Annotated in this window: 1 protein-coding gene; it reads right to left on the reverse strand. The window is 62.9% G+C overall.

The features are described 5' to 3' along the window. Positions 1-292 (reverse strand): hypothetical protein (locus ABWQ00_RS15725; protein WP_353239599.1); only part of this gene is annotated, 292 nt, incomplete at its 3' end. Positions 293-3,104: the final 2,812 nt, after the last annotated feature.

Below are 3,104 nucleotides of genomic sequence, written 5' to 3' on the forward strand. Positions count from 1 at the left end.
CGCAGTCATAGGCCTTCCATATGTCATCACAGGCCCCAGAGAAAGGCTTCCCCTGCAAGAGGGCATCCTCTCGCAATACCGCACTGCGGTACCAGGCGGCGTCCGCGCCCTGCCCTCGCCGGACGGCGAACATGTCCTCCGTGGCCCATGACTGGACCCACGCAGCAACGTGCAAGAGGCGAAGCTTGGCCCAGACCCTGTAGCAATAAGGCAAGACCATCAGGATGCGGAAGGATAATGGGTCCTCCCACGCGGTGGTGGGCTTGGAGATGAAAACAGCCTTGGCGTGCAAGAGCTCGTCCGGCCAAGGACAACCGTCCTCAAGCAAATTGAAGAGACAAAGGAGCCACGAAGCCGCCCTCCGCGTCATACATCTCCAATGTCTGGGGGCCCAAGCGTCCAAGCCAGCCGCGCGGTCCGGGGCCCGATTCAAAGAGCACAGAAACTCATCCACATCCCAATCAGGCAACTGGAACTCCAGGGCGTGGGCAGTGTCAGTCTTGACATGGGCGAAGTAAGCGGTGATCCTGTCGAGGGGCCTGCCACCATCCGCAGGATTGAAGATGGGGTCCCATGCCTCAGCAGCCAGGGCGTCAACCCGAAGCGGCGCCGTGGCATAAGTGTTGTCAGGAGCCCGCAAGGTAGTCAAAGGTAACACCTGCATGTCCCTCAGGAGACCGGCCGCTCTGCGCAGGCCTCCCGGGCCGGCCAGCTGGGCTTTGAGAGAATGACGCCTACGCTTCGCCGCGTCCTCATCGGCGCGCAGAGCAAACACCTCCAGCTGGGCAGCGACAGCGGCGAGGCCCCAGGACAGGGCCTCAGTAGTGGGCTCCTCGAGGCCAAGAACTCCAAGAAAAATGTGAGGGAGCCATCCTGCCGTCAGCTTACCAACAAAAGCACGCAGTGCCCCCAGTAAAGCAGGGGGGCATGCCACGCACCGAGCATCAGCCTGGGAAAGGTGGGGTCGCGCCGCAGCAGCCTCCCCGGCCCGCGTGACCCCCGCCAGGGCTCCGTCACCAGGACCCACAGCAGGGACGCCCCCACTGGAGCCGGCACAGCCACCTCCCACGGAAAGCCCGCCAGCCGCAGGGCCACACACGGCTTGACACCCAACAAGCGTGTCGGAGGAAATGCCCATCCCTTCGGGCAGCTCAGGGCGAGGCAAGCGCAGCCATAAGTGCTTGGCCGAACGCGCTAATCTCCTGGCCGCCTCGCCCTTGCTGCAGCTGGGAAGGTCCGCCACTGCATCGCGGCCAGCAAGCCGAGGTCGCGGTGGCAGTAGTCGTGCAAGGCGGATACAAGTATGGCCATGCCCATAGAAGGCCTTCTCCCCTTGCTCCAGCCTGGCCTGCTGAGAAACGCAGGCCACAAAGGCCTGATCCAAGGCCTTCGACCAAATCCTCCAAAGGGCAGATGTGTCCCTCGCAAGAGCAGCCTGCGTGAGGAATTCATGATGCTGACAAAAGGCTTCTTCCTGCGCCTTCTCGAGGGCGTGCCTCCCTTCTTCCGTCTGGACTTGGTGCTCCAGGAGGGGAAGAGGATCCAGGGGCATACGGGTACGAAAAACCTCCGCCGGTTCGGGATGGCACTTGACGTGGAACTGCACAGGCCTGTGAACCGGAAACGTAATCTCGTCAGAGATCCGGAACTGCGTAACCAAGGTAAGGAGGAGGGGGTCCACGAGGATGAAGTCACGCCTGCTGCCGCCCGGGGCACCATTGGCGGCAAAGCAGGTGGCAGTGGGCCCTCCGTGCCCCATCCACGCCGGGTGAGCACCAAGGTCAGTCCATCCTGCCTGAGTCAGCAAAGAGCTTGCCGAAGGCAAATCATCCAACTCGGCGTTGAGGTCACCCACGATGGCAACAAAAGTGTCACCCCTCTCCACAATCTCCTGCCTAGCCGCAGCCACAATGGCATCTGTGCGCCCGGCCTTGTGTTTGTCCTGGTGACCTCCCGGAAATCCGTAGATGTTGTAGACGGTGATCGCAACACGGTGCCCTGTGCGCAAGACCACCCTCATGATGCGGCCCAAGCGCCGTGCCTTGGCAAAGGCCTCAGTGCGAGCAGGCATCTCAGTGGCGCGAAAGTCGATCGGCGCCAGAAGACCCACGCCCCCTTTAGCCAAGGCCGCCTCCGGGTCAGGCGGGCCAAGCAGCAACGTGAAGCCTCTGGCCCTGGCGCGCTTAACCCACCCCCGATGAATGGGAGTAGGCAAGGCATGCTCCTGGAAGAACACAGCAGTATGCCTCCGGTAAAGGTGCTCCTCCGCGGACTTGAGGGAAGTGACATTGATAGACTCCAAGGGGGTGTCCTCGGTGATAGTCTCCCAAACCGGATGCGGGTGCTGGGGAGCAACATCATCGGGCCAAGCCCGGAGGCACCCGGCGGCGTACGGCGCGGGGAGAAAATCGAGCTCCCGGGCCCCAGGACGGTCGGGCCCATCTTCCTCGGTGGTGGCCGGCCTGATGGCAAGCAAAGCCTCCCTCAAGAGGCGCTTGTGCCTACGCACAGCAGCTTCAGTCCACTGACCCAGAAACGCACTGCCCGGCATCCGTTGGGCAGGAGTGGAGACGTCAACGCGCGGACCACTCCTGTGGGCTGCGAGGGCAGGTGTCGACACGATGCGTGGGGCAACAGCTCTACCCAAGGCAAGCCAGCAGGCCAGAAGACCGCCCTGAAGCTCGGCCGGCCATGCACTAGCCCCAGAGAGAATAGTGCGAATATCCTGGAAGGCCACCCAGTTACTAACCGGACCAGATGCCCGCCCTCTGGGGAGGCGCGCACAGGCCTTGGCAAGGGCGTCCATGCGGCGATGCCAAGCATCCGGGAAGGTGCGCCAAGGACCAGTAGGCCCCCCGGCACCAATGGTGCGAATGCAGAGGTCCTTGCAATCTTGCAGGAGAACCTCCACCTCGTGCTCGACGCGAGTGTCCTCCATGGCTAAGGATAACCATGCCTCTCCGGCCAGAGCGATCCCAATCACGGGATCTCCGCACGACGCCGCTTGACCAACTGGTAATCTCCTGTCCCCTCGCCAACGGCGGCGCAGAAGTTGGTGAGGCTCCCCAGGTGCTGGCACATCGCTTGGGCAATCCACGCCGCAG

This window comes from Limnohabitans sp. (genome assembly GCF_040400975.1).
In the GTDB taxonomy this organism is placed as follows: Bacteria; Pseudomonadota; Gammaproteobacteria; order Burkholderiales; family Burkholderiaceae_C; genus Limnohabitans_A.